Source organism: Trinickia symbiotica (genome assembly GCF_002934455.1).
GTDB lineage: Bacteria > Pseudomonadota > Gammaproteobacteria > Burkholderiales > Burkholderiaceae > Trinickia > Trinickia symbiotica.
In genome coordinates this window covers 171509-196348 of record NZ_PTIR01000003.1, presented here as the reverse complement: position 1 = coordinate 196348, position 24840 = coordinate 171509, and the positions used below count along the sequence as shown (strand labels likewise).

Here is a 24840-nt window from a genome sequence, read left to right as displayed (position 1 = left end):
GTTCGAAGGGACATCCGCGATGAGTGTCGATTCCATTGCCAACCGCCAGCAGGCAGATGCGAATGCCGGACCCGGCGAACCCGCACCTCCTGCAATCGGCGCGAATTTGCCCCCATGGCCGCAGGTCGATTTCGCCGAATATGGCGAGATCGAGGTCAAGCCGGTGTCGCGCATTCAAAAGCTGACCGGGGCTTTCCTGTCGCGCAACTGGCTGACGATTCCGCATGTCACCCACCACGACGACGCGGATATCACGGCGCTCGAAAGCTATCGCAAAGCGCGCAACGAGGCGAACGCGGCCGTGAAGCTTACGCCGCTCGTTTTCCTCATCAAGGCCGTCGTGCGCGCGTTGCGGGAGTTTCCGCAATTCAACGCGTCGCTCGACGGCAACGGCAAAAACCTCGTGCTAAAGAAGTACTTCCACATCGGAGTGGCGGTGGACACCCGCTTCGGATTGCTCGTGCCGGTCCTGCGCGATTGCGACAAGAAGAGTGTCGAAGACCTCGCGGCCGAACTCGCGGCGATTTCGCTGAAGGCGCGCGAAAAGGGCCTATCGATGGCGGAAATGTCGGGCGGCTGCTTTTCGATCAGTTCGCTGGGGGGCTTCGGCGGTACCGGCTTTACGCCTATCGTCAACGCGCCGGAAGTGGCGATTCTCGGTGTGACCAAGACGCGGCTCGCGGCCGCGCCCGCGGAAGACGGCGGCGTCAGCTGGCGCAAGATGCTTCCTCTTTCGCTCAGCTATGACCATCGCGTCATCAACGGCGCGGACGCGGCGCGTTTCACCGCATTCATTGGAACCGCGCTGGCGGACCCGCAGGCGCTCGCAGGCTGAGGCGGTCCAACGCGCGGTGTGAAAAACACAACGACGGCATTTGAGATGAAACGACCCCCACGCTCACTTTGTTCGCTGCCCCCCGAGGGGGCGCTCAGCCTCCTTGGGGCGGCCCGGCGGAGGCTGAGATGAGAACCCTTGGCGAGATGATCGAGCGAAACGCTCGCTTGCATACCGATCATACGGCGCTCGTATACGGCGAGCGCCGGTTGACTCACGGTCAGCTGGCGGAACGCGCGCGCCGTTTTTCGGGGGCGCTCTACGGGCGTGGTCTGCGGCGCCAGGACCGGGTCGCGATCCTCGCGATGAACTGCGCGGAGTATTACGAGGCTTATCGCGCGTGCGAGTGGGCCGGCTTCATTCTTGCAACCGTCAATTTTCGGCTCGCGCCGGCGGAGATTCTTTACATCCTGAAGGATGCGGCGCCTAAAGCGATCGTCTTCGAGGCACAGTATGCCGATGTCGTGAATGGGCTGCGTTCGCAGCTTCCCAATATCGAGCAGTACATCTGTATCGGCGATACGCCCCCGGATTGGGCCGTGGCGTTCGAGGCGGTGATGGAGGATGGCCCGGCGGAAGGGCCACCGATGCGCTCGAATCCGGAAGACTACGCATACCTCATGTACACGAGCGGGACTACTGGGCGTCCCAAGGGCGTCGTTCGTACGCACCACGCCATGTGCGTCACCGCGGAAAGCTGCGCGCTCGTCACGGAGTTCTCGGGCAAGTCCCGCGTGCTGCAAACGACGCCCGCATTCCATGTTGGGGGCATCGGATTCGTCAACGCGGTGGCGTGGATGGGCGGCACCACGGTCGTTCATCGAGGCTTCGAGCCGAAGCAGATGCTCGAGACGATCGCGCAAGAGCGCATCACGTTCACGTTCATGGTGGCCGCCATGCTGCAGGCGGTGCTCGACGTGCCTGAGCTGTCGAGCTACGACGTATCGAGCGTCGAGAACATCGTGACGGCGGCGGCGCCCGTGCCGCCGCCGCTGCTTGCACGCGGGATCGAGGTGCTCGGCCCCGTGTTTTCGGTGCAGTACGGCATGACCGAAAGCAACGCGTGCTGGCTGCCCGCACACGAGGTCAAGCCGCATGGCTCTCCGGACGAGGTGCGCCGCCTTGCTTCCGTGGGTCGGCCTTGTCCCGGCATCGAACTGCGCATCGTCGACGACCACGGCCACGATTTGCCGCAAGGCCAGACCGGCGAAGTCTGGCTGCGCTCGCAAACGCAGTTGAGCGGCTACTGGAACAACAGCGTCGCCACGGTGGAAGCGCTGCGCGACGGCTGGTACCGCTCGGGTGACATGGGCTACCAGGACAAAGACGGTTATATCTTCCTCGTCGACCGCAAGAAGGACATGATCATTTCCGGCGGCGAGAACATCTACAGCCGTGAAGTCGAGGATGCGCTGGGACAGCACCCCGCGGTCGTCGACGTGGCCGTGATCGGCGTGCCGCACGAAAAGTGGGGCGAGTGCGTCAAGGCGGTCGTGGTGCTGCGCCGCGGCGAGCATGCGACTGAAGCTGAGCTGATCCAGTTCTGCCGCGACCGCATTGCCAGCTACAAATGTCCGAAAACCATCGCTTTCGTCGATGAACTGCCGAGGTTGCCGACCGGCAAGATCAGCAAGGTGATGCTGCGCAAGCAGTTTGCCCAGTGAAGCCGTAATGCAATCGCCCTGGCGTTATTGAGAGAGAATCGATCATGGCCAAATGGCTCAAGAGTGCGGAGTGTGTGCAGTTCGAAGTGGCCGAGCGTATCGCGCGCATCACGCTGAATCGCCCGGACAAGCGCAACGCCATCAACAATCCGCTTCTGCAGGAACTCAAGGCGGCATTGCTCGAAGCCGACGATCTGAAGTCGGTCAACGTGATCGTGCTGTCGGGAGCGGGGCGAGACTTCTGCGCGGGCTACGATCTCGTGACGACGTATTCGGATCGGGCGGCGGAAGCCGTCGACCCGGGTGACTATCGCGGCACGAGTCGCAGCTTCGACGACGACTGCTGGTCAATGGAGCGCCAAGCCGAAACGGTCAATCTGATGGCCGAAATTCACAAGCCGATCATCGCGCAGGTCCATGGCAATTGTCTTGCCGGCGGCACCGATCTCGCGCTCGCGTGCGATATGGTGATCGCCGCCGACGACGCGAGAATCGGCTTTCCCGCCACGCGCGCGAACGGGTCGCCGCCCGCGCAGATGTGGTTCTATCACGTCGGTCCGCAATGGGCGAAGCGTCTGCTGCTATCCGGTGACTCGCTCACGGGCCGCGATGCGGCGAAGATCGGTCTCGTCATGGACGCCGTGCCCGCGGAGCAACTGGAAGCGGAAGTGGGCGAGCTGGCGCGCCGGCTATCGTTTGTCGATGCCGACCTGCTGGCGGCGAACAAGCGCATCGTCAACCTCGGGCTCGAGCTGGCCGGTTCGCGCACGCTTCAGCGGCTTGCCGTGGAGAACGACGCGCGGGCGCACCAAAGTCAGGGGCCGCGCCGCGCGCAGTTCAAGGCGGACATGGAAGCGATGGGCCTCAAGGAAGCGCTCAAGCGCCGCGACGAGCCCTTCGGCGATGGCATGATCCGCCTGCATGCTCGCGGAAGCTGACCCGTCCGTCGATGCGACGAATCAAACCCAAATGTAGATCGGAACATCATGGACGTTGAACTCACATTGAACGGCGCGGTTGCGACGCTGTGCCTGAACCGGCCTGAGAAGCTCAATGCACTGACGCCGGAGATGCTCGAGCTGATTCTCGGCCACCTTGATCGCATCGACCGTGATCCCGAGATTCGCGCGGTGATCCTGACTGGCGCGGGCCGCGCTTTTTGCGCTGGCGCCGACATCAAAGGCAGCGGGGCCGCGCCGCCGCCGATGAGCGTGTCGCATGCGCGCGCTTCGATGGCCGTGTATCAGAAGATCGCGCTGCGGCTCTATAACCTCGACAAGCCGATGGTTGCGGCAGTGCGCGGCGTTGCCGTGGGAATCGCATGGAGCTTCGCGCTGTGCGCGGACCAGCTGATCGTTTCCGATACGGCGCAGTTCATTCCCGCATTCCTGATGCGCGCCACGTTGCCCGAAGGCGGCATGGTGCATCTGCTCGCGCGTCATTGCGGCGAATTTCGCGCCAAGGAAATCATGTATCTGAATCGCAAGCTGACCGGCAAGGAAGCGCTCGATATGGGCCTCGCAAGCCATCTTGTCGAAGACGAAAATCTCGATGTCGCTGCGCTAAGACTGGCCGGCGAGCTTGCCGCGGGGCCGACCTTTTCGCTCGGCTTGACGAAGCAGCTGTTCCGGTTGAACACCGGCAATATGGAAGATTTTCTCGCCCAAGAGCTCAACGCGGTCGCACTCGCCGTGAATTCGGAGGACGCGGCGGAAGGCAGGCTGGCTGCGAGAGAGAAGCGCGCACCGGCTTTCAAGGGTCGATGACAGGCGGGTGCGCCCGCGCGAAAAAGCCTCAGGAGCCAAGCCGTGCATTTCGAATATAGTCAGGAAGACGAAGCGTTTCGTCAGGAAGTCAGACAGTTCTTCAAGGAACATGCGCCTGCCGACATTTCCCGCCGGTGGCGTGTCGGCGTGCATCCCCCGGCGCGCGAGGATATCCGCAGGTGGCAACGCATTCTGTACGAACGCGGCTGGGGCGCGCCGCATTGGCCGCTCGAGCATGGCGGCACCGGCTGGAGCGCGCTTCGCAAGCACATTTTCATGGAAGAGCTGTATCACGCCGACGCCATGGATTACGGCTGGCAGTCCACGCAGATGGTCGCGCCCGTCATCATCGCGTTTGGCTCGGATTGGCAGAAGCAGCGTTTTCTGCAGCCGATTTTGCGCGGCGACGAGTTCTGGTGCCAGGGCTTTTCCGAGCCTAACGCAGGCTCCGATCTGGCCGGCTTGCGGACCACGGCCGTTCTCGACGGAGATGAGTACGTCGTCAACGGTCAGAAGATCTGGACCAGCGACGCCACGATCGCCGATTGGGGCTTCTTTCTCGTCAAAACCGATACGACAGTCAAGCCGCAGCGGGGCATTTCGTTCCTGCTCGTCAGGATGGACACGCCCGGCATCACCGTGCGCCCGATCGTTTCGATCGAGGGCGGCCGGGGCTTGAACGAGGTGTTCCTCGAGAACGTGCGTGTGCCGAAGTCGCATCTCGTCGGCGAGGCCGGCATGGGCTGGACGTATGCGAAGTACCTGCTCGAAAAGGAGCGCACGACCAGCGCATTCCTGTACTTCAACAAGCGCGAGCTGCAGCGCGCGAAGGATATCGCGGCCAAGGAAACCGTGGACGGTGTCCCGCTCATCGATACGCCTGAATTCGCGCGCAAGATCGCAGAGGTCGAGGCCGACCTGATGGCGCTCGAATGGTCCGTGCTACGTATCCTCGCGGAGGAAAAGAGCGAGCGCAATCTCGATGCCGTCGTCTCCGCGCTGAAGGTTTGCGGTTCCGAGATGCAACAGCGGGTGACGCAACTGCAAATCGACGCGCTCGGGCCGCGCGCCATGCGCTTTGACGATCACGGTGACGACGACGGCGGAGGCTTGCCTGTCGATCCCAACTGGCCGGACTACGTGGGCGGCCGAGCGTCGGGTTACCTCATCGCGCGCGCATCCACGGTCTATGGCGGTACGCGCGAAGTGCAGAAGAACATCATTGCGAAGCTGGCATTCGGACTCTAGCCATGGACTTCAATTTTTCCGAAGAACAATCAATGCTGAAGGATGGCGTGGATCGCTACCTCCAGCAGGAGTATGGATTCGAAGCGCGACGGCGGATCGCTGCGAGCGAAGAAGGTTTCAGCCGCGAGCGTTGGCGCGACTACGCCGAGCTTGGCTGGCTCGGGCTCACCTTGCCGGAAGACGTCGGCGGGCTCGGCTGCTCGTTTGTGGAAATGGCGATCCTGATGGAGGCGTTCGGGCGCGCGATGGTGCTCGAGCCGGTCGCGCAAACGGCACTGCTATGCGCAACGATTCTCGAGCGCGGCGATGCGAAGGAACAACGGGAGGCGCTGCTACCCGCGGTGATCGAAGGACAATTGCTGCTTTCTCTCGCGGATAGCGAAGCGGGTAGTCGTTACAAGGTGGGCTGCCATGCGCAGACCCACGCGCGCAAGGCGGGCTCCGGTTATCTGATCAACGGGGCCAAGACGCTGGTTGTCGCCGGCGCATCGGCCGACCATCTACTCGTTACCGCGCAAATCGAAGGCATGCCGCCAGGCGCGGGGGTCTTCCTTCTCGAGCGTCGCGCCGCCGGTGTGACGTGCCGGCCGTACCGTCTGCTCGACGGATCGCGCGCCGCCGATATCGACCTGCGCAATGTCGAGGTGGGCGACGATGCGCTGATCGTCGGGCCGGAGCGCGCGCTCGAGGTGCTCACAGAGGCGACGCAGTTAGCCATCCTCGCGAGCGTTGCCGAGAGCCTCGGCATGATGGAAGCCGTGATGGCTATCACGTCCGAATATATCAAGGGGCGTTCGCAGTTCGGACAACCGATCGGCAAGTTTCAGGCATTGCAGCACCGCATGGCGGAGATGTTCGTGGCGACGCAGGAAGCGCGCTCGATGCTCTATTGCGGCATTGCTCATCTCGACCGGCCGGCGGATGAACGCGGCCGTGTCGTCTCCGCGGCCAAGGCGGTTGCCGGACGCGCGAACCGTTTCGTCTGCGCGCAAGGAATCCAGTTGCACGGCGGCATGGGGCTCACCGAGGAATATCCCGTTGGCCACTATTTCCGCAAGATGACGATGATGGAAAAGATGTTCGGTGACATCGACTTCCATCTGGGCCGGTTGGCGGCAAGCAGCCGGACTCGATAACAATCTGATACGGAGCGAAACGGACGTGGAGCGTGTCAAGGACAAAATAGCGATCGTGACCGGGGCCGCGTCCGGCATCGGCGCCGCATGTGCCGCGATGCTTGCGGACGAGGGCGCACTGCTGGTGGTCGCCGATCTCAATCTGGAAGGCGCGCAGGCACAGGCCGGCCGCATCAGGGACGCGGGGGGAAAAGCGGTGGCCGCGCAAGTCGACATCGGCGACGAAAACTCCATCGAGGCACTGTTCGATCTCACGCTGAGGACCTGGGGCGGGCTCGACATCCTGCACAACAATGCCGCCGCTACGTCGCTCTCCACTACCGTCGATGCGGCGGTCGAAGCTGTGGACGTCGGGGTGTGGGACGACACGATGCGGATCAACCTGCGCGGCACGATGCTCGCGGCGCGCCGTGCGTTGCCGCTCATGCGCGCTCGCGGCGGCGGATCGATCATCAACACGTCGTCAGGCGCGGCCCAAGCTGGCGCGCTCGGATACAGCGCCTACGGCGTCTGCAAGGCCGGCATCGAGGCGCTGACGCGCTACATCGCCACGCAACACGGCAAGGAGGGCATACGCTGCAACGCGATCGCGCCGGGCCTGATCGTGACGCCGGTCACCCGCGCGTACTTTGCGGGGGAAACCGGCGAGATGATGCTGAGCCACCATCTCACGCCGCGCCTGGGACAGCCCGAAGACATTGCCCATGCGGTGGTCTATCTCGCGTCGGACGAGGCGGCATTCGTCACGGGCCAGGTGTTCAACGTCGATGGCGGACTGCTTTCGCACCAGCCCTACTATGCGGACGAAATCCGTGCGCGTTCAGCCGCGGCCGCCGTTAGCAACACGGAGGGGCACGCATGACGACCGATCCCGGACTGATTGCTCGGATCGAGCGCATCGAGGCCCAGCTCGCGATTCAACAACTGCCGATGCGATACGCGCTCGCCGTCGATTCGCGGGACGTCGACAGCCTCGTGCAGTTGTTTACCGAGGACGTCAATTGCGGCCGATGGGGCGTCGGACGCGCGGCGCTTAAGGCCTTCTATAGTTCCGAACACATCCTGCGCAGCTTCTATCGCAGCATCCATCAGATCTGCGGTCATGCGATCGAGTTCATCGATGCCGACCGCGCCACCGGCAGCGTCTATTGCCGGGCGGAGCATGAGGACAACGGCGCCTGGGTGGTGATGGCGATCTGCTACTTCGATCACTATGTGCGCCGCGATGGGCAGTGGTACTTCGAGCGGCGCGACGAGCAGCACTGGTATTCGACCGACTGGCTGGCTCGTCCTGGCGCGCCGCGCTTCCAAAACTGGCCGGGCAAGTATGAGGGCGAGCGCTACCAGCCGCGTCTTCCGCACCGCTTTCCGACGTGGACGACCTTCTGGAGCGCGAGCGAGCAGCGCGCGATCGATGCATTGACGACCACGCCGTAGCGGGTTTATTCGCTTGTCAACGACGCTGTCCGATCCGCCTTCGATCGGCAACGGCGTTGACAGCTCAGCCGCGCTGAAGCCTTCGGAACGGCGCGCGCGCCCGCCGTTCTATGCGGTCGAACCGGGAAGACGCACCACTAGCCCATCCAGTTCCGGCGTCACGAAGACCTGGCACGTCAGGCGGCTATTCTCGCGCACGTCCATCGCGCAGGTGAGCATGTCGAGCTCATAGGGTTCGGCCGCCGGCATATGACCGGCCCACGCCTCGTCGACATAGGCGTGACAGGTCGCGCAACTGCAACTGCCGCCGCAATCGCCGAGAATGCCGGGGATCTGGTTATTCACGGCGGTTTGCATGACTGAATCGCCGACGTTGGCGGTCACGCTGGCTTCGTTCCCGTCCGGCTGTATGAATCGAATGAGCGGCATGGCTTGTGACTCTTTGGAAGTTAGTTGGACTGGGGCAGCAGACTCTTCAACGGAATCGATTCGTCGGCGAGATCGGCCGCGCGGACCGGAATTTTCTCGGCGACGAACCGCTTGGCCAGCATGAATTCCGGCGCGCGGCTCACGGTATCGGCGGCCAGCATCACGCCGTCCTTGAGATAAAACGCCGAGAAAGAGCGGGTTTCGGGACTGCCGCGCAAGACGAATTCGTCATAGCCCTGGGACAAGCCGACCATCTTCAGCTTGAGATCGTATTGATCGGACCAGAACCACGGCACGGTGTTGTAAACACGCTCCTTGCCGCACAACGACGCAGCCGCGGTGCGTGCCTGCTCCAGCGCATTGGGCACCGATTCGAGACGCAAACGGCGGCCGAGCGATGGGTTGGGGTGATTCGTGCAGTCTCCGACGGCGAAGATATCCGGATCGGAAGTGCGCGTGTGTTCGTCGACCACAATGCCGTTGTCGACGGCGAGACCCGCTTGCTGCGCGAGCTCGGTGGCAGGTTCCAGTCCCACGCCGACGATCACCAGGTCCGCGGCGACGCGCGTGCCGTCCGCGCAGCGCACCGCAGCCACGGCGTCGCCGGACGCGTCGAGTTCGAATCCGCTCACGATCGCATTCGTGCGGATGTCGACACCCGCCTCGCGGTGCACCTTCTCGTAGAAAGCGGAAAGCTCGGGCGCCGTCACGCGCGCGAGCACGCGCGGCAATGCTTCGAGCACGGTGACCTGAAGGCCGCGCTTCACGGCGACGGCGGCCACTTCCAGGCCGATGTATCCGCCGCCGATGATCACCAGGCGTGAGCCGGCATGGAACTGGCTCCGGATGCGGGAGACGTGATCGAGCGTACGAAGGTAGTGAAAGTTTTGCAGCTTCTCGATGGCTTCGATATCCGGCAAGGCCAGCCGCCGTGCCCGGCCGCCCGTCGCGAGCACGAGCTTCGTGTAGCCGATTTCGCTGCCGTTGGAGAGCGTCACCCGCTTGGCGGCACGGTCTATGCACTGCGCGCGCGTGTTAGGGATGAACTCGACCCGCGCCTTGTCGTAAGTCGCCTGCGGTTTCAAATAAAGCTGCTCGACGGTCGACTCGCCCGACAAGAATGCCTTAGACAGCGGCGGGCGCTGATATGGCAAATGCGGTTCTTCTCCCACCATGACGATGCGGCCCGCCCATCCTTGCTCGCGGATTGCGGTCGCGCATTCGCCGGCCGCGTGCCCCGCGCCAATGATCAGCGCGGTGTTTTCTGCGTCTTCATCTGTCATGAAGCGGAACTCCGTCTCGCACGACCATGGGCACGACACACCATGGTTCTCAGTTGTTATGAATGATGTTCTATATTTTGAACGACCGTCGCCGCCGCTGTCAATGCTCAGGAACCCGGTCGAGCTGATCCGGAGCCGACCATCGCCTCGATGCCGCCAACCGCGAAGCGGATCAAGTAGGTGCGCATGCGCTCGATATGCGACGCGGCGAGTGCGCGCGTTCCGGAACGTGCTTCCTGCGCGTACAGCTCGTTGAGCACCAGATGGAACACGGATTCGACGAAATGCTGCACCAGTTCGACGGTTTCCCGCGTCGCGCCGGGAAGGGCCTTGGCGAAGGCGTCACGGTAGCGCGCGGCGGCTGGCCCGTACTGGTCATAGAACGGTGCAGTGAGGTCGGGGCGCTCCAGAAGGCAGCCAATCTGGGTCAGCAGACGCAGGTAATTTCGCCACCCGGGGTCGCCGCTTTTCAGATGCGCAAAGGCCGGCGCGCAAAGCGCGATCACAATGGCCTCGACATGGGGCCGCTCGCCATGCGACGCCGCGAGCGCGGCGTCGAGCGATTCGATCACCTGCTGGCTGATCACGGCCGCGCGGCGGCCGATCGCCCGCTGGAACAGGGCGTCCTTGCTCCCAAAGTGGTACCGCGCGAGGCTCAGCTCAATGCCGCAGGTCTGCATGATGTCGCGAATCGACGTGCCGAAGTAGCCGTGCATCGCGAAGAGCCTCTCGGCTGTGTCGAGAATGCGCTCGGGCGTCATGCTCCGTGTCGAAGCGCGCGGCTCCTCGATGGCGGTCGCCGGGCGACGAGCGGCGCGCGTGTTCGTGGACGGCATGGTTTCCTCTTCATGGGGGGCGCGAACAGGAAAGGACGCGGGTTACGTTCAAGCGCATGATAAAACCTTCTTGCACAAACGTGCAAATTCGAACATAGTTCAATTATTGGCACTGCCGAGCGAAGCCGGGGGTGCTTGCTAACGAACGACTGATGGAGACACGAACCATGGCTCTCGCGCTGCGACTCGAGGACTTCGACGATTCCACGTTCAACCCGTTTTTCGAAGATTCGCTCGCGTATGGCGCCGATGCGGACCCGTATCCGCGCATTGCCGAGCTGCGCGAGAAGGCCACGGTGCAGCAAGGCGACTATCGTGTGCTGATGGGCGGGGCGGCGGACCTGACGATGTCCGATGTCGCGCACTACTCGGTATTCGGGTACGACGAAGTCGCACAGGTACTGGGCGACCCTGCCACGTTCTCGAACAAATCTTACGAGCGCAATCTCGGCATCAGCTTCGGACGCAGCATCTCTACGATGGACGCGCCTGAGCACCCGCGTTACCGCCGCATTTTCCAGAAGGCCTTTTTGCCGCACACCGTCGCGGCGTGGGGCGATACACTGGTCGATCCAGTCGTGAGCGAGCTGATGTCGAAGTTCGTCGATCGAGGACAGGCGGATCTCGTCAACGAGTTCACCCTGCACTATCCGTTCAACATCATCTACCGGCAGCTGGCGTTGCCGCCGGAAGACGTGAAGGTCTTTCACAAGCTGGCAATCGCACAGACGCTCGTGTCGATCGACGTCGAGCACGGCGTGGAGGCGTCGACTAAGCTTGGCGCCTATTTCGCGCGGCTCGTCGAGGAGCGTCGCAGCAATCCGGGCGACGATCTCGTGAGTTCGCTGGCTACCGCGGAAGCGGAGGGCGAGCGGCTGCCCGATGAAGTCGTCATTTCATTCCTTCGCCAACTAGTGAATGCGGGCGGCGATACCACTTACCGCGCGACCAGTGTGCTGCTCCTTGCCCTGTTGCGCGAGCCCGCGCAGCTCGAAGCGGTCCGCCAGGATCGCTCGCTCGTTGCACCGGCGATCGAAGAAGCGCTGCGCTGGGATGGCCCCGTGCTGATGCAGTCGCGCATGGCCACGCGTGACGTCACGCTGGGCGGAGTCGATATTCCGGCGGGGGCATTTCTCGACGTCGTGGCGGGCAGCGCAAACCGCGACCCTCGCCGCTTTCCCGATCCGGACAAGTTCGATATCTACCGCAAGCCCGCCCATCGCCATTTTGCGTTTGCCTATGGGCCGCACGTGTGCATCGGCCAGCATCTTGCGCGCGTTGAGATGACGCGTGCGCTCAATGCAATTCTCGACCGCTTGCCCAATCTTCGTCTCGATCCGGCCGCGCCGGCACCTCAGATCAACGGCATCATGATGCGTGTTCCGCACGCGATTCCCGTCGTCTTCGGCTGATGAGAACGGTGCCGATTTCGAGCGAGATCGGCCAACAACGACGGTGGAGACCGCATTGATGACCGAATTCGACTATATCGTCGTGGGCGCGGGCGCGGCCGGTTGCGTGCTCGCCAATCGTCTTTCGGAGAGCGGGCGCCATACGGTGCTGCTCATCGAAGCAGGGCCCGAGGACCGCCATCCGCTGATCAGGATGCCCAAAGGCTTCGGCAAGCTGCTGGGCGATCCGGCCCACGCCTGGTTCATTCCCGTGCAGCCCGACTACGGCAACGGACACCGCAACGAAATCTGGCTGCGCGGCAAGATGCTCGGTGGCTCGAGCAGCATCAACGGCATGGTGTATATGCGCGGACATCCCGAGGACTACGACGGATGGGCCGCACTCGGCGTCAAAGGCTGGGGCTGGCAGGACCTGGCGCCATGCTTTCGGCGGATCGAAGATCATGCGCTCGGCGCCGATGACTTGCGGGGCGCGGGCGGCCCGCTCAAGGTGTCGCTGCACGCGCAGCGCAACCGTATCGGCGACGCCGTCCTCGAGGCGTGCCGATCGCTCGGCGTACGACGGGTCGAGGATATCAACCGGCTCGATCACGAGGGCGTGGCTTACCTGATCTACACAATCCGCAACGGCAAGCGGCAAAGCTCGGCCGAAGCGTTTCTCAAGCCCGCGCGGGCACGCAAGAACCTGACGGTGACTACGGGGGCGGAAGTTACGCGCATCACGTTCGCGGGTACGCGTGCACTCGGCGTGCAATGCAATCGCGCCGGGCAGCAAGTCGCTTACCGGGCGCGCCGCGAGGTCGTGCTCTCGGCCGGCGCAATCGAGTCGCCGCGCCTTTTGCAACTGTCGGGTATCGGCGACGCCGACCATCTACAGTCGCTTGGCGTTCCAGTCGTCGCGGCGAGCCCTGGCGTCGGATTGAACCTGCGTGAACACTATCTGTACATGCTTCAGGCGCGCCTGAAGCATTGGCGCGATTCGCAGAACCGGCAGTTCGGCGGCATGCGTCTATGGCGCAATGCGATGCAATACGCGCTGTTCCGCCGCGGCGTGATGTCGCTTGGCTCCTATCCGGTAGGCGGGTTCATCAAAACGGCGCCGGATGCGACCCGCCCCGATGTTCAACTGATGATGGCGCCTTTCTCGATGGATTTCGGCGCGGCGGGCTACGCTTTTGAAGCGTTTCCGGGCATGCAGCTCTTCAGCTATCCGCTGCGTCCGCGTAGCGAGGGGTACGTGAAGATCCGATCGGCGGACCGGCAGGTGCCGCCCGAGGTCGTCGCGAACTACCTTGCGGATCCGTACGACCGGCAACTGTCCGTCAATTCGTTCAGGCTCATGCGCGGTCTGCTGTCGGCAGAGCCGCTCGCGAGCCTGGTGGCCGGCGAGACGCGCCCGGGCGCCGCGGTCCAGACCGATGACGAAATACTCGATCTCTTTCGGCGCGAAGGTCAATCCGGTTTTCACGCTTGCGGCACCTGCAAGATGGGCTCGGACCGGCTGGCGGTGCTGGACTCGCGGCTGCGGGTGCGGGGCGTCGAAGGACTGCGCGTGATGGATCTTTCCGTCACGCCGACGATGATTTCCGGCAATACCAATGGCCCCATGATGGCAATGGCTTGGCGCGCCGCCGATCTGATCCTGGAGGACGCGCGGTGAACCGTTTTGGAGACACAGATATGAACCTGGCAGTCCAAGCTTCCACCGAGCAAAATGCGATCGTTCAAGAGGCACTTGACCGGGCCACGCGGGAAGGCGGCGAAATCGGCGTGCAGGTGGCGGCCTATCTGAACGGCAAGCTCGTGATCGACGCATGGAGCGGCGTGGCCGATCCGGTCACCGGCCGCCTTGTCGATGGCGACACGCTTTTTAACGTCTACTCGGTGACGAAAGCCGTTGCGGCCACAGCACTGCACATCCTGGCAGATCGTGGGCTCATCGAATACGGCGCGCCAGTGACGCGCTACTGGCCCGAATACGGCGCGCACGGCAAGGAGAAAACCACCGTGCGCGACGTGCTGACTCATCGAGCATGCGTGCCGCAGATGCCCGATGGCGTGACGCCGGAGCTGATGTGCGATTGGCACTGGATGACACGTGCCATCGCGAACCTCGAGCCGCTTGCCGAGCCGGGTACGAAGACGCTTTACCTTTCGATGACTTTCGGCTGGATCGTCGGCGAACTGGTTCGACGCGCCGATCCCAACAAGCGCTCGCTGGGCCGCTTCGTTCGGGAGGAGATCGCGAGGCCGCTCGGCATCGAGGATCTCTGGATCGGCATTCCCGATGAAGTCGAATCGCGCATCGCGCGCCTCACCGATGCGATGGTGCCGGTTCCACCGGAATACCTGCCGCCGCTGTTCTTGCGTTCGATGCCGAACGAGGTTGCGTTGACCCCTCGAGTCTTCGAGCGCCCGGACGTGCGTCGCGCGGAGGTGGCTGGCGTTGGCGGGATCTTCAATGCACGAAGCGAGGCGCGCTTCTGGGCGATGCTTGCATGCGGCGGCGAACTGGACGGCGTGAGGATATTATCGAAGGAACTCATCGCGACGCTGAATACGCCGCGAGCCAACAGTGAAGAGCCGGACCCGGTGATGTTCGGCTTTCCGATTCCGATCACGATCGGCGGCTTCTGGTTTGGCGGAAATCATCCGCCGGTGACGGCCGTGCGTTCGCCGCGCGCGTTATGCCATCCGGGGCAGGGCAATTCGATCGGCTGGGCCGATCCGGATACCGGGCTTGCCGTCGCGATCTGCCATAACAAGCTGTTCAACCCGACCACGCCGGAAGAGGATCCGCTGCTGCCTATCGCGGTGGCGATTCGCAAGGCACTGGACCTCGAGTGATGGGAGCAAGGGCCATGGACATCGCATATTTGCAGGAATGGACCGGTCGCACGGAGACAGCGCGAGACGAGATCACCCTCACGCCGATGGCGGCGCTCGCCGCCACGCTTAACCGCGACGATCCGCCTCCTGCCCTGGGCGATGAATTGCCTCCGTTGTGGCATTGGCTTTATTTTCTGCCCGTTCATCGTCAGTCGATGGTGGGTCCGGACGGTCATCCGAAGCGTGGGGGCTTCTTGCCTCCGGTCGATTTGCCTCGTCGCATGTGGGCAGGCAGTCAGCTCGAGTTTCTTCGTCCACTCAAAGCCGGTAGTGGCGTTGCGCGTCTTTCTTTGATCGAAAGCGTGACGCACAAGCAGGGGCGGACCGGCGATCTCGTGTTCGTCAAGGTCAAGCATGAAATCGGCGATGCTGCCGGTGTCGCGATCGTCGAACGCCAGGATATCGTCTATCGCGATCATCCGGCTGCCGGCGATCGGCCGCCGGCGGCCCAGGCCGCGCCTGCCGGTGCGCAATGGGCACGCGAGATCGCTCCCGATCCCGTGCTGTTGTTTCGCTATTCGGCGCTTACCTTGAATGGCCATCGAATTCACTACGATCGCCCCTATGCGACCAACGAGGAAGGCTATGAAGGGCTCGTCGTGCATGGCCCCCTTCTGGCGACGCTTCTGATGGACTCCGTGAGATCGGAATTGCCCAATGCACGCGTGCGATCGTTTTCGTTCCGCGCGGTCAAGCCAGTAGTGGACACCGCTCCGTTCTACGTGTGCGGCAAGCGAGAGGAGTCGGAACCAAGCACGGTCAGCTTGTGGATCGCCGGCAGTGACGGATCGTTGCGCATGGAAGCATCGGCGGTTCTGAGCTAGCCGTCCTCACATTGGAGACTTATGCGTTCCTTTTTATTTGTGCCGGCAAGCAAGCCTGAGCGATTCGGCAAGGCGCTCGATGCAGCCGCCGACGCGGTGATCGTTGACCTGGAGGATGCCGTGGCGCCGGCAGACAAAGCGTCGGCGCGTGCGCATGTCGGTCGAGCCGCGGGGTCCTTTGCGGCATCGCCGGTGCGCGTACTGCTACGCGTCAATGCCGCAGGTACGGACTGGTTTGAGCGCGACCTCGAGCTTATGGCGTTGGACGGCATCGATGGCGTTGTATTGCCGAAGTCCGACAATGCCGCTGCATTGACCGCTGTTGCGGCGGTAACGAAGAAGCCGATCCTGCCGATCATCGAATCCGCCGAGGGCGTTTGGAATGCGTTGGACGTGGCGCGAATGCCGGGCGTCGAGCGGCTTATCTTCGGCTCTGTCGATTTCGAGCTCGATCTCGATTGTGACGGCTCATGGGATGCGTTGCTGCACGCGCGCTCGCGCATCGTGCTGGCCTCGCGTGTCGCCGGTATTCAGTCTCCGGTGGATGGCGTAACCGTTGCGCTTGACGATGCACGACAACTCGCGGAGGACGCGTCGAAAGCGCGATCATTGGGTTTCGGCGGCAAGCTGTGCATTCATCCGCGGCAAGTCGGAGCGGTCAATGCTGCGTTCAGCCCGAGCGCGGATGAAATTGCCATGGCGCGTCGAATCGTCGAGGCGTATGAGCGCGCGGAGGGGGGAGCGGTATCCGTGGACGGGCGGATGGTGGATTTGCCGGTGTTGCTCAAGGCAAGACGCATCGTCGGTCTTTCCGATAGCGTGCGCGGCGCCGTAGAGCGGTAACGGGCTGAAGCGGCTTGCGTGGTGACGAGCGCGGGGTTTACAACTTCTCGCTTGCATCACTCCTGCGCCAAAAGCGAATGCCGTATGGCGCAGGTGTAGTCCGGATCCGCTTAGATGGGATCCCAAGGCGTGAGTGTCATGGACGGCACGTTCGGGAAGAAGCTCGATTCGAACGCCGGCATGACCTGCTCGGCAATCGCTTCGGGCGTCCAGCCGCCGTCGCGGTGCAGCGAGCGGATCATGCGGATCTGATTGAAGAAGTAGATCTCGTTGGCGCGCACACCGAAGATCTGGCCCGACACTTTGGAGGCCTGATCCGAGGCGAGATAGACGGCGAGCGGCGCAACCTTGCGCGACTCCATCCGCTTGAGAATCTCGACGCGTGCCTTTTGCTCGGGCGTCTCGGAAGGGATCGAAGCCGTCATCGCGGTCCATGCCCAAGGTGCGATGCAGTTCGAGCGTACGTTGAATTTCGCCATGTCGAGGGCAATCGACTTCGACAGACCGACGATACCCATTTTGGCTGCCGAGTAGTTGGCCTGCCCGATGTTGCCGATCAGCCCCGATGTGGAGGTCATATGAACGAAGCTGCCGCCGTTTTGCGCCTTGAAATGGGGAGCGGCCGCGCGGGCAACGAAGAACGAGCCGTTCAGATGAACATCGACCACCGCCTTCCACTCTTCGAGACTCATGTTGAAGAACATGCGGTCGCGCACGATGCCGGCGTTGTTCACGACGCAGTCAATGCGGCCGAACGTATCCAGCGCGGCCTGCACGATCCTCTGCGCGCTATCCCATCCGGCGACGCTATCGGTCGAGGCGACGGCTTGCCCACCGGCTTCCTTGATCTCCGCGACGACCTTCGCGGCGGCGAATTCGCCGGTCTCGGCATGGCGGCCGAGATCGTTGACAACGACCTTGGCGCCGTTCGCCGCGAATTGCAGCGCGAAATCGCGCCCGATACCGGCTCCCGCGCCCGTTACCACTACCACCTTGTCCTTGACGAAATCGCTCACGCTTGTCTCCATTCGATGCAGGCGTTGATGTAAAAAAACTCGCCTCGGTATAATAGCAAAACTGAACGTCGTTGCATAATATGAACGGCGGATGCGGGCTCGAAACGGGGGCTCCAAGTCCGGGCTCGAAGTGCTGGCCAAGTTGTGACAATTTACCCGACGGAAGACGGCGGAACACAAGGAGACGCTAGGTGAACGATACGAAAGGCTGGACCGTGCCGGACCATGTTCCGCGCGAACTCGTGGTGGATTTCGACTATATGAACCCGCCCGGCGCGCAAGAAGACGTCCATCTGGCGTGGAAGACACTGCATGCGGGGCCCGACATCGTCTGGTCGCCGTACTACGGCGGGCACTGGATCGCCACACGAGGCGAGGACATCGAGGCCATGCAGAAGGATCACACGCGCTTCTCGCATCGCAGTGTCAACATTCCGCGGCTCAACGAGACGCAGCTCGTGCCGCTGGAGCTCGACCCGCCTGAGCACACCGCGTACCGCAACCTGATCACGCCCGCTTTCCTGCCGCAGGCGATCGCCTCGCTCGAAAACGACGTGCGCAGCCTCGCTACCGAGCTCATCGAGAAGCTCGCTCCGCGAGGCGAATGCGAGTTCGTTTCGGAATTCGCCAAGATTCTGCCGATCGTGATTTTCCTGCGTCTCGCGGATCTTCCGATGACCGATCGCGAACAGTTGCTCGAATGGGCCGAATGGGCGGTGCGCGGCAACCTCGACGAGCGTAACGCATCGCAGCACCGGCTCATCGGTTATATCTCCACGTGGGTGGACAAACGCAAGGCCGAGGCGGGCGGCGACCTCGTGAGCCTCATCGCAAACGCGCAGATCGACGGCAAGCCGATCAGCCCCGAGCGCATGTTCGGGATGTTTATCGTCGTGCTGTTCGGTGGCCTCGATACAGTCGCCTCGATGATGGGTTTCATCGCACGCTTCCTCGCCGAAAATCCGGTTCACCGGCGTCAACTCATCGACCATCCCGATCTGATGATTTCGTCCGTCGACGAGTTGATCCGGCGCTTTGGCGTAGCGAATACCGCGCGGCTCATCACAGAGGACATGGAGTACAAGGGCATCCCGTTTAAAAAGGGTGACCAGATCCAACTACCGAACGCTCTTTTCGGCCTCGACGACCGCAAGTTCAGCAATCCGCTTGCAGTCGACCTCACGCGCAAGCCCGTGATCCATGCGGCGTTCGGCAATGGGCCGCATCGCTGCCCAGGTTCTTTCCTCGCGCGCACGGAGATCAAGGTCTTTCTGCAGGCGTGGCTCAAGCGCATTCCCGAGTTTTGCATTCGTGAGGGCGACAAGCCGCGGTGCGGCTCGGGCTCGGTCAACGGGATGCTTTATCTGCCGCTCGCCTGGGACGTTGCGCCCTGATTCAACCCAACCATCAACCAATCACCGACGATCATGAAGAAATGGCAATGCATTTTTTGCGGGTTTTACTACGACGAGGAAGCGGGACTTCCGGCTGAGGGCATTGCACCGGGTACCCGCTGGGCAGACGTTCCCGACGACTGGGCGTGTCCCGAATGCGGCGCGACCAAGGCCGATTTCGTGATGATCGAGGTCGAGGCCTGACTGTCTAACGGTCTGACTGTCCGAATGCTGGGACAGGCGCACGGTGCAAAGCCGTGCGCCTCGTCGCCGGAGATCAGGCGCGCTCGAAGATGGCGGCGATACCCTGACCGCCGCCGATGCACATGGTCTCGAGCGCGTAGCGTCCCTTTCGACGTGCAAGTTCATGCAGCAGCGTCGTCATGATCCGCACGCCCGTCGCACCGATGGGGTGGCCGAGCGATATGCCGGAGCCATTCACGTTGAGTCGGTCGATATCGTTCCAGTTCCAGGCTTTGAGAACCGCCAATACCTGGCAGGCAAACGCTTCGTTCACCTCGACGAGATCCATCCGATCGAGTGTGAGACCCGTGTGTGCCATCAGCTTGCGAACCGCGGGCACGGGGCCGATGCCCATACGTGACGGCTCGCACCCGGCCGCGGCCCAGCCGGTGAGCCAAGCCATAGGTTCGAGGCCCAGCGCTTCAAGGCGGTCTTCGGCAACCACGAGGCAGGCGGCGGCGGCGTCGTTTTGCTGACTCGAGTTGCCTGCTGTCACCGTACCGCCGGAGATCAGCGCGCGGAGCTTGCCTAAGCTTTCCATGCTGGCATCAGCACGGATCCCTTCATCCGTCGCGAAAGGAAGCGGGTCGCCCTTTTTCTGAGGAATGCTGACTGAAACGACCTCTTCCGCCATCTTGCCCGACTCCCACGCCGCCGCTGCGCGTTGATGGCTGCGCAATGCATACTCGTCGGCGGCCCCACGGCTGATGTCATAGTCGGTGGCGAGGTTTTCCGCTGTCTCGATCATGCCGGAGATGTAGCCGAAGCGCGATTCCGGCTGCGAGCGTTCACGGCCGCGCGCGAGCCGATCATGGAACTGAACGGAGCCGGAGCGGGCGCCCCAGCGCATGTCCGTGCTGTAGTACTCGATGTTGCTCATGCTTTCCACGCCGCCCGCCAGCACCACGTCGGCGGCGCCGGTCTGTACCATCATCGCGGCCGTGACGAGCGCCTGCAGGCCGCCGCCGCAGCGGCGATCCAGCTGCATGCCCGGCACTTCGACAGGCAGCCCGGCCTGCAGTGCGATCCAGCGGCCCACGCAAGGCGTTTCGCTGTTCGCGTACGATTGCGCGAAGACGACGTCGTCGATGCGCGCGGGATCGACGCCTGAGCGGCGTATCGTTTCATTCGCAACGAGCGCGCCGAGCGTTTCGACGGGCACGCCCCGCAGGCTACCGCCAAAGGTGCCCACAGGCGTTCGTACCGGGGCGACAATTGCTGCTCGTTTCATTGGATATTCCCTGCAGAGTGGCTGAGGCCTTTCATACGTTGCGCGTAGCGGCGCCCGTGTCTTCTTCGAGAGCGCGGCGGTAATCGGGGTGCGCGATGGCGAGCATGCGTTCGCGCCGCTGCCGCAGCGTCAGTCCGCGCAGATCGGCAACGCCGTATTCGGTCACGATGATGCCGGCGTCGCTGCGCGGCGTGCTGACGGGGCCGCTCAGCGAGGAGACGATTCGACTTGCACCCTTGCCCGCTGTCGACGGCAGCGCGATGATAGGAAGGCCACCGTGAGAGCGCCGAGCGCCGCGAAGAAAATCCAGTGCCCCGCCCACCGCGCCCACATACATGCCGCCCGCGATTTCCGCATTGATCTGCCCGCTAAGGTCGACTTCCACCGCCGAGTTGATGGCGACGAAGCGATCGATGCTCGCGAGCACGTTCGCGTCGTGCGTGTAGCGCGTCGAACGAAATTGGATGGCGTCGTTGCGGTGCGCGAAGTCGTGAATGCGGCGGCTGCCCATCATCACCCCTGCAACGGTTTTGCCCGTATCGACGGTTTTGCGTGCATTGTTGATGACGCCGCTTTCCATAAGATCGGCGACTTTATCGCCGATCGTCCCCGAATGAATGCCCAGGTCCCGGCGATCGGTGAGGCAGTCCAGAATCGCCTCTGGAATGGCGCCGAGGCCGAGCTGGAGGGTGGCGCCGTCTTCAATGAGGCCGGCCACGTGACGCGCGATGGCCAAATCTGTTTCGCCCGCTGTGCCGGGCGGACTCCCGGTCAGGGCTCGCGACGTGGGAAGGATGAAGTCGATATCTTCGTCGCGAAGATAGCGCTCGCCATAAGTCCAAGGCGCTTGCTCGTTGACTTCCGCAATGATGGCGCGCGCGCGCTCGATCGCCGGAATCAGATACTCATGTGCGATCGATAGGCTATAGCGGCCTTGCGCATCGGGCGGGGCGAGTTGAAGCAGCAGGACGTCGATGGGAAACTGGCCCGAGTCCATCATCTGCGGAAACTGCGAGTAATGGCACGGGAGGATATCGAGCGCGCCCGCCTTGGCAAGCGCGCGGTTCGCGCCGGTGCCGCAGTAAGAAACGAAATCAATGCAGTCGGCGTGTTCGGGGCGGCAGGTATCGTGAGTGGCGGCGCCGAGGAAGACTCGGAACGGCCCGATGTCGTGGCGCTGCTCGAGCAGCTTTCGCGTAAGCGGAAGCGGCTCGGCGTTCCATTGACCCCATGCAACGGTATCGCCCGGACGAATGACCGATGCAAAGTCGATGGCATCCGCTTCTAGCATTAAGGGCATGGTGTGGGCGGGCTCAAATGGTAGTTTGCGCAATGGGTTCGGCTTGGTCGAATTGCCCGTGCACGACGCCTGATGAGAAGAGCCCTGCGATTCGTTCTTTGCTGTACCCGATGCCCCGCAGCACGACTTCCGTGTGCTCCCCCAGTCGCGGAACCGAGAGCGGCGTCGACCCGGGCTCCCTGCGGAAATGAATTGGGTTCGCCACATGAGCGCGTCCTGATGGATCGGTCTGAATCATCCGGCGTTCGTGGGCGTGGGGATGAGCGAGCGCGTCGGCGAGCGAGAGTACCGGCGCGACGCTGATGTGACGGCCATCGAACCAGGTAAGCCATTCGTCGAGCGTACGGGTCAAAAACGTTTCGGTCAGGAACGCGCGCACGCGTAGTTGACCTTCGCCGGCCGGGCCGATGGCGTCGTCAATGAGATCGGCACGGCCAAGCGGCGTGAGCAGGTTCGTGGCGAAAGCCCGTTCCCGACCGCCGAGGCAGAGCCATTTCGAATCGGCGGTCTCATACGCGCCGAGCAACGCGAGACCGCTGTCGCCCGCGCTCTCCTCGTGCGATTGAGCGCCCGATGCGTTGAGCAAGCGACCGCTCAGATACGGCTGGGCAGTGAGCGCTGCATCGAAAAGCGAGACGTCGATATAGTCGCCGCGTCCCGTTTCCCTTGCGCGCAGCAGTGCCATCAATACGGCTGATAGCGCCGTCAACGAACCGGCCAGCGCTGCGAGCGACGGCCCGCTGGTAATGGGCGTTCCTCGGCTATCGCGCGGCAGCGTTCCTGCCAGCGATTGAATCACCGGATCGTGGGCAGGCAGCGAGGCAAGCGGTCCCGTTTGTCCGAATGCGGTCATCGCGCAATAGACGAGCCGCGGATTCGTCCGGCTCACCGTCTCATAGTCGATTCCGAGGCGGGCAGCCACGCCCGGCCTCGACGATTCAATGACGACGTCGGCTTCGTTCATCAGCTTCAACGCGATTCCGCGCCCTTCCGGATGCTTCAGGTCCAGGGCAATGCTGTGCTTGCCCCGGTTGATCGCCGCGAAGAACGCGCCATCCGAGCCGGGTGCGCCGCGCGTCGGGTCGCCCGTGAGCGGCTCGATCTTGATCACTTGCGCCCCGTGTTCCGCGAGATGGGCGGCGAGGAACGGACCTGGCATGAACTGCGACAGGTCGACGACGCGAAGACCTGTCAGTTTCACGAGAGAGAAGCGCTGAAGCCGAGCGGCCGTTGCGCGATGGCCACCGCTTCGTTCACGATGCGGCCGATCAATTCCGCACAGGTCGGCAGATCGTGAATGAGGCCGGTCACGATGCCGGCAGGGAAGGCGCCGCCTTCGGTTGCGCCGCTGGCGAACGCGTCCATCCAGCGGCGTGCTCCAGTCAGCGCGTAGAGGTCCGCAGGCGTGGCCTTGCCACCGCGTTCCAGTTCGAGTGCGGCGAGGCTGACGCTGTTTTTGACCACACGGCTCGAATCGCCGATCGACCGGCCAACCAGCACCGTATCGCGCTCGGTTGCTTCAAGAAGACGCTGCTTGATCGCGGGATGAACCGGGGATTCCTGGGTGAGCATAAAGCGCGTGCCCATGTTGATGCCTTCGGCGCCGAGCGCCAGGGCCGCCATGAGTCCTCGCCCGTCGGCGAAACCGCCGGAAGCAAGGATGGGCACTTTCAGCTTGTCGGCAGCGGCAGGGATCAGGATCAAACCCGGGATATCGTCTTCGCCCGGGTGGCCGGCGCACTCAAAGCCGTCGATGCTGACGGCATCCGCGCCCAGCGATTCGGCCTTTACCGCATGGCGCACGGTGACGCACTTGTGAACGACCTTGATATTGTGGGCTTTGAACTCGGCGATGTATTTCGCGGGGTTGCTGCCGGCGGTCTCCACGACCTGAACATCCTGGGACACTATCGTACGAACATAGCCGTCATAGTCGAGGCCGGCGTTGGCGCCGAGCACGGTCAGATTGACGCCGAAAGGCTTGTCCGTGAGTGAGCGCACCTTGTCGATTTCACGCGCCAGCGCATCGGCAGTCGCATGAGTGTGGGCGGAGACGAAACCCAGACCGCCTGCATTGCCAACCGCCGCCGCCAGTTCGGCCCGCGCCACCCAGCGCATGCCGCCTTGAATGATGGGATATTGAATGCCGAGCAATTCGGTAATGCGATTGACATGAGGTTTCATCGCGCTTTTTATCCGGGGTAAACAGTGGGGGTGCCAGAAGAACCTTCAGCAATCGCGAAACTGCGGTTTGCGTTTTTCGGCGAAGGCCGCCATGCCTTCCTTGCGGTCCTCGGTCGCGAACGTCGAGTACGCCATGCGCCGCTCGAACAGGATGCCCTCGGCGAGGCTCGACTCGTACGCGCGGTTCACACACTCTTTCGCCATGGCGACGACTGGCTGAGAGAATCGCGCGATCTCGTCGGCAGACTTGAGCGCTTCTTCGACGAGCGCATCGACGGGCACGACGCGGCTCACGAGTCCGCATCGTTCCGCTTCGACAGCGTCCATCTTGCGGCCGGTGAGGATCATCTCCATCGCTTTCGACTTGCCGAGCGCGCGCGTGAGACGCTGCGTCCCGCCCGCGCCCGGAATGGTCGCGAGCGTGATTTCCGGCAGGGCGAAGCGGGCGTTATCGGCAGCGAGAATGAAGTCGCACATCATGGCGAGTTCGCAGCCCCCGCCGAGCGCAAGCCCCGCGACAGCCGCGATGACCGGCTTGCGGCAACGCGACGTGCGTTCCCAGTTTGATGTGATGAACTGATTCTTGAAGACGTCCATGTACGTCCATTCGTTCATCATCTTGATGTCGGCGCCGGCGGCAAACGCTTTTTCGCTGCCGGTCAGCACGATCGCGCCGATGGCAGGATCGGATTCGAAGCCGTCGAGTGCGGCCGTCAGCTCGTCCATCAGCTGATTGTTCAACGCGTTGTAGGCTTGCGGACGATTCAGCTTGATCAAGCCGGTCTTGCCGTGAATTTCGACGATGATCGTCTCATACGCCATGGTCTTTCCTCGCGGATCAGGGTGAGCACTCGAGCCGGCATGCGGGGC

24 protein-coding genes are annotated in these 24840 nt (G+C 63.0%); 15 read left to right on the top strand and 9 right to left on the bottom strand.

The genetic code is table 11. The features are described from left to right. The first annotated feature begins 19 nt into the window (after positions 1 to 19). The 8 genes from B0G57_RS07080 to B0G57_RS07045 all read left to right on the top strand — a co-directional run bounded on the left by B0G57_RS07080 (position 20) and on the right by B0G57_RS07045 (position 8086). Positions 20 to 835 carry a 2-oxo acid dehydrogenase subunit E2 gene (locus tag B0G57_RS07080; protein WP_102606962.1) on the top strand — a complete coding sequence of 272 codons (816 nt, stop codon included), beginning with the start codon at positions 20 to 22 and terminating at the stop codon, positions 833 to 835. A 128-nt stretch (positions 836 to 963) separates the two neighbouring features. Beyond that, entirely contained in the window at positions 964 to 2499 is a 1536-nt protein-coding gene (locus B0G57_RS07075; protein WP_102606961.1) for a class I adenylate-forming enzyme family protein, read from the top strand. 44 nt (positions 2500 to 2543) lie between these two features. Then, positions 2544 to 3437: a crotonase/enoyl-CoA hydratase family protein gene (locus tag B0G57_RS07070; RefSeq protein ID WP_102606960.1), complete on the top strand. Its 894-nt coding sequence runs from the start codon at positions 2544 to 2546 to the stop codon at positions 3435 to 3437. Between the two features lie 48 nt (positions 3438 to 3485). Beyond that, positions 3486 to 4265: an enoyl-CoA hydratase/isomerase family protein gene (locus B0G57_RS07065; protein WP_102606959.1), complete on the top strand. Its 780-nt coding sequence runs from the start codon at positions 3486 to 3488 to the stop codon at positions 4263 to 4265. A gap of 42 nt (positions 4266 to 4307) precedes the next feature. Continuing rightward, positions 4308 to 5513 (top strand): acyl-CoA dehydrogenase family protein, encoded by a 1206-nt coding sequence (locus tag B0G57_RS07060; protein ID WP_102606958.1) that lies wholly within the window; start codon positions 4308 to 4310, stop codon positions 5511 to 5513. A gap of 2 nt (positions 5514 to 5515) precedes the next feature. Next, positions 5516 to 6649 (top strand): acyl-CoA dehydrogenase family protein, encoded by a 1134-nt coding sequence (locus B0G57_RS07055; RefSeq protein WP_102606957.1) that lies wholly within the window; start codon positions 5516 to 5518, stop codon positions 6647 to 6649. Beyond that, entirely contained in the window at positions 6597 to 7511 is a 915-nt protein-coding gene (locus B0G57_RS07050; protein WP_223258639.1) for an SDR family oxidoreductase, read from the top strand. The genes B0G57_RS07055 and B0G57_RS07050 overlap by 53 nt, the downstream gene beginning before the upstream one ends. After that, positions 7508 to 8086 carry a nuclear transport factor 2 family protein gene (locus tag B0G57_RS07045; protein WP_102606955.1) on the top strand — a complete coding sequence of 193 codons (579 nt, stop codon included), beginning with the start codon at positions 7508 to 7510 and terminating at the stop codon, positions 8084 to 8086. Before B0G57_RS07050 ends, B0G57_RS07045 begins: the two co-directional genes overlap by 4 nt. Before the next feature lie 108 nt (positions 8087 to 8194). Here the strand turns inward: B0G57_RS07045 and B0G57_RS07040 are convergent, their stop codons facing one another. The 3 genes from B0G57_RS07040 to B0G57_RS07030 all read right to left on the bottom strand — a co-directional run bounded on the left by B0G57_RS07040 (position 8195) and on the right by B0G57_RS07030 (position 10559). Continuing rightward, entirely contained in the window at positions 8195 to 8515 is a 321-nt protein-coding gene (locus B0G57_RS07040) for a 2Fe-2S iron-sulfur cluster-binding protein (protein ID WP_102606954.1), read from the bottom strand. A 20-nt stretch (positions 8516 to 8535) separates the two neighbouring features. Further along, the gene (locus B0G57_RS07035; RefSeq protein WP_102606953.1) at positions 8536 to 9798 is read right to left on the bottom strand and encodes an NAD(P)/FAD-dependent oxidoreductase; all 1263 of its coding nucleotides are present in this window, start codon (positions 9796 to 9798) and stop codon (positions 8536 to 8538) included. A gap of 107 nt (positions 9799 to 9905) precedes the next feature. Then, positions 9906 to 10559, bottom strand: coding sequence for a TetR/AcrR family transcriptional regulator (locus B0G57_RS07030; RefSeq protein ID WP_223258638.1), 654 nt, complete (start codon positions 10557 to 10559; stop codon positions 9906 to 9908). 242 nt (positions 10560 to 10801) lie between these two features. Between B0G57_RS07030 and B0G57_RS07025 the strand changes: the two genes are divergently transcribed. From B0G57_RS07025 to B0G57_RS07005, 5 genes are read left to right on the top strand one after another with little or no spacing between them, the layout of a single operon-like run. Then, on the top strand, positions 10802 to 12046 hold the full coding sequence (locus B0G57_RS07025; protein ID WP_102606951.1) for a cytochrome P450: 1245 nt from the start codon (positions 10802 to 10804) through the stop codon (positions 12044 to 12046). 58 nt (positions 12047 to 12104) lie between these two features. Further along, positions 12105 to 13706 (top strand): GMC family oxidoreductase, encoded by a 1602-nt coding sequence (locus B0G57_RS07020; RefSeq protein ID WP_102607104.1) that lies wholly within the window; start codon positions 12105 to 12107, stop codon positions 13704 to 13706. 20 nt (positions 13707 to 13726) lie between these two features. Then, positions 13727 to 14893, top strand: a complete 1167-nt coding sequence (locus B0G57_RS07015) for a serine hydrolase domain-containing protein (protein ID WP_102606950.1) — start codon at positions 13727 to 13729, stop codon at positions 14891 to 14893. Between the two features lie 14 nt (positions 14894 to 14907). Next, positions 14908 to 15759, top strand: a complete 852-nt coding sequence (locus tag B0G57_RS07010; RefSeq protein WP_102606949.1) for an FAS1-like dehydratase domain-containing protein — start codon at positions 14908 to 14910, stop codon at positions 15757 to 15759. Between the two features lie 21 nt (positions 15760 to 15780). Further along, positions 15781 to 16602 carry an HpcH/HpaI aldolase/citrate lyase family protein gene (locus tag B0G57_RS07005; RefSeq protein ID WP_102606948.1) on the top strand — a complete coding sequence of 274 codons (822 nt, stop codon included), beginning with the start codon at positions 15781 to 15783 and terminating at the stop codon, positions 16600 to 16602. A 110-nt stretch (positions 16603 to 16712) separates the two neighbouring features. Here the strand turns inward: B0G57_RS07005 and B0G57_RS07000 are convergent, their stop codons facing one another. Next, positions 16713 to 17618 (bottom strand): SDR family NAD(P)-dependent oxidoreductase, encoded by a 906-nt coding sequence (locus tag B0G57_RS07000; RefSeq protein ID WP_102607103.1) that lies wholly within the window; start codon positions 17616 to 17618, stop codon positions 16713 to 16715. A 191-nt stretch (positions 17619 to 17809) separates the two neighbouring features. Between B0G57_RS07000 and B0G57_RS06995 the strand changes: the two genes are divergently transcribed. Both B0G57_RS06995 and B0G57_RS06990 read left to right on the top strand, forming a co-directional pair. Continuing rightward, positions 17810 to 19012, top strand: coding sequence for a cytochrome P450 (locus B0G57_RS06995; protein WP_102606947.1), 1203 nt, complete (start codon positions 17810 to 17812; stop codon positions 19010 to 19012). A gap of 33 nt (positions 19013 to 19045) precedes the next feature. Continuing rightward, positions 19046 to 19216 (top strand): rubredoxin, encoded by a 171-nt coding sequence (locus B0G57_RS06990; RefSeq protein ID WP_102606946.1) that lies wholly within the window; start codon positions 19046 to 19048, stop codon positions 19214 to 19216. Positions 19217 to 19289: 73 nt separating this feature from the next. Here the strand turns inward: B0G57_RS06990 and B0G57_RS06985 are convergent, their stop codons facing one another. Genes B0G57_RS06985 through B0G57_RS06965 form a run of 5 tightly spaced genes read right to left on the bottom strand, consistent with a single transcriptional unit; the run spans position 19290 to position 24792 of the window. Next, complete coding sequence (locus B0G57_RS06985) at positions 19290 to 20486, bottom strand: acetyl-CoA C-acetyltransferase (RefSeq protein WP_102606945.1); 1197 nt, start codon at positions 20484 to 20486, stop codon at positions 19290 to 19292. 31 nt (positions 20487 to 20517) lie between these two features. Next, complete coding sequence (locus B0G57_RS06980; RefSeq protein WP_102606944.1) at positions 20518 to 21786, bottom strand: acetyl-CoA hydrolase/transferase family protein; 1269 nt, start codon at positions 21784 to 21786, stop codon at positions 20518 to 20520. A 13-nt stretch (positions 21787 to 21799) separates the two neighbouring features. Next, a complete protein-coding gene (locus B0G57_RS06975; protein WP_102606943.1) occupies positions 21800 to 22987 on the bottom strand; it encodes a CaiB/BaiF CoA transferase family protein in 1188 nt (395 codons plus the stop codon). Continuing rightward, positions 22984 to 23970, bottom strand: coding sequence for an NAD(P)H-dependent flavin oxidoreductase (locus tag B0G57_RS06970; protein ID WP_102606942.1), 987 nt, complete (start codon positions 23968 to 23970; stop codon positions 22984 to 22986). Before B0G57_RS06970 ends, B0G57_RS06975 begins: the two co-directional genes overlap by 4 nt. Positions 23971 to 24015: 45 nt before the next feature. After that, positions 24016 to 24792 carry an enoyl-CoA hydratase gene (locus B0G57_RS06965; protein ID WP_102606941.1) on the bottom strand — a complete coding sequence of 259 codons (777 nt, stop codon included), beginning with the start codon at positions 24790 to 24792 and terminating at the stop codon, positions 24016 to 24018. Positions 24793 to 24840 lie beyond the last annotated feature (48 nt).

Coding starts and splice junctions, on each gene's coding strand:
- B0G57_RS07080 (WP_102606962.1), top strand. CDS start 20: ATGAGTGTCGATTCCATTGCCAACCGCCAGCAGGCAGATGCGAATGCC.
- B0G57_RS07075 (WP_102606961.1), top strand. CDS start 964: ATGAGAACCCTTGGCGAGATGATCGAGCGAAACGCTCGCTTGCATACC.
- B0G57_RS07070 (WP_102606960.1), top strand. CDS start 2,544: ATGGCCAAATGGCTCAAGAGTGCGGAGTGTGTGCAGTTCGAAGTGGCC.
- B0G57_RS07065 (WP_102606959.1), top strand. CDS start 3,486: ATGGACGTTGAACTCACATTGAACGGCGCGGTTGCGACGCTGTGCCTG.
- B0G57_RS07055 (WP_102606957.1), top strand. CDS start 5,516: ATGGACTTCAATTTTTCCGAAGAACAATCAATGCTGAAGGATGGCGTG.
- B0G57_RS07045 (WP_102606955.1), top strand. CDS start 7,508: ATGACGACCGATCCCGGACTGATTGCTCGGATCGAGCGCATCGAGGCC.
- B0G57_RS07040 (WP_102606954.1), bottom strand. CDS start 8,515: ATGCCGCTCATTCGATTCATACAGCCGGACGGGAACGAAGCCAGCGTG.
- B0G57_RS07035 (WP_102606953.1), bottom strand. CDS start 9,798: ATGACAGATGAAGACGCAGAAAACACCGCGCTGATCATTGGCGCGGGG.
- B0G57_RS07030 (WP_223258638.1), bottom strand. CDS start 10,559: ATGACGCCCGAGCGCATTCTCGACACAGCCGAGAGGCTCTTCGCGATG.
- B0G57_RS07025 (WP_102606951.1), top strand. CDS start 10,802: ATGGCTCTCGCGCTGCGACTCGAGGACTTCGACGATTCCACGTTCAAC.
- B0G57_RS07020 (WP_102607104.1), top strand. CDS start 12,105: ATGACCGAATTCGACTATATCGTCGTGGGCGCGGGCGCGGCCGGTTGC.
- B0G57_RS07015 (WP_102606950.1), top strand. CDS start 13,727: ATGAACCTGGCAGTCCAAGCTTCCACCGAGCAAAATGCGATCGTTCAA.
- B0G57_RS07010 (WP_102606949.1), top strand. CDS start 14,908: ATGGACATCGCATATTTGCAGGAATGGACCGGTCGCACGGAGACAGCG.
- B0G57_RS07005 (WP_102606948.1), top strand. CDS start 15,781: ATGCGTTCCTTTTTATTTGTGCCGGCAAGCAAGCCTGAGCGATTCGGC.
- B0G57_RS06990 (WP_102606946.1), top strand. CDS start 19,046: ATGAAGAAATGGCAATGCATTTTTTGCGGGTTTTACTACGACGAGGAA.
- B0G57_RS06985 (WP_102606945.1), bottom strand. CDS start 20,486: ATGAAACGAGCAGCAATTGTCGCCCCGGTACGAACGCCTGTGGGCACC.
- B0G57_RS06980 (WP_102606944.1), bottom strand. CDS start 21,786: ATGCCCTTAATGCTAGAAGCGGATGCCATCGACTTTGCATCGGTCATT.
- B0G57_RS06970 (WP_102606942.1), bottom strand. CDS start 23,970: ATGAAACCTCATGTCAATCGCATTACCGAATTGCTCGGCATTCAATAT.
- B0G57_RS06965 (WP_102606941.1), bottom strand. CDS start 24,792: ATGGCGTATGAGACGATCATCGTCGAAATTCACGGCAAGACCGGCTTG.